Below are 440 nucleotides of genomic sequence, written 5' to 3'. Positions count from 1 at the left end.
GAACCTCACAATCGCCGATCGAATCTTCAAGGCAAAAAACGACCGAGCACAGTTCTGGATACTTGTTATTGATGATGACATCTGCTATATCTTTTCGGTTCCCCGGAACATAGAGCGCAGCTCCAAGCGCATACTCGAGAATGCGCTTCGGAGAGTCCTTTGTAACCGTACCCGGCAGTTTGAAAAAGACATCTTCTTTTTGAGAGGCGGATAAAAAATCAAAGTATTGCACATGGGTCACCTTCTTTGAATAGGAATCATACACCCCTTTGATGTAAAAAAAGGGCGGAGCAGATCTACTCCCCCCTTTATGTTTTGCAGTTTGTTATTCTTCCTTTGAAGCCGCCGTTTGCTCTTTTACAGCTTTTTGCTTGTTCATATAGTGAATGATAAATGTTGCGGCAAAAGCAATAATCAGAATGATAAAGAAGACGCTGTGC

General features: G+C 42.7%; 1 protein-coding gene and 1 pseudogene. Both read right to left on the bottom strand.

What is annotated here, in order from left to right:
• On the bottom strand, nt 1-232 hold a 232-nt coding region (locus AC1DKZ_RS33055; RefSeq protein WP_476997983.1), incomplete at its 3' end, for an HpcH/HpaI aldolase/citrate lyase family protein.
• A 93-nt stretch (nt 233-325) separates the two neighbouring features.
• Nucleotides 326-440, bottom strand: a pseudogene (locus AC1DKZ_RS33050) (hypothetical protein); the annotation flags it as partial.

The organism is Bacillus sp. 05T21, from assembly GCF_056396785.1.
This window is presented reverse-complemented; position numbering and strand designations above follow the sequence as displayed.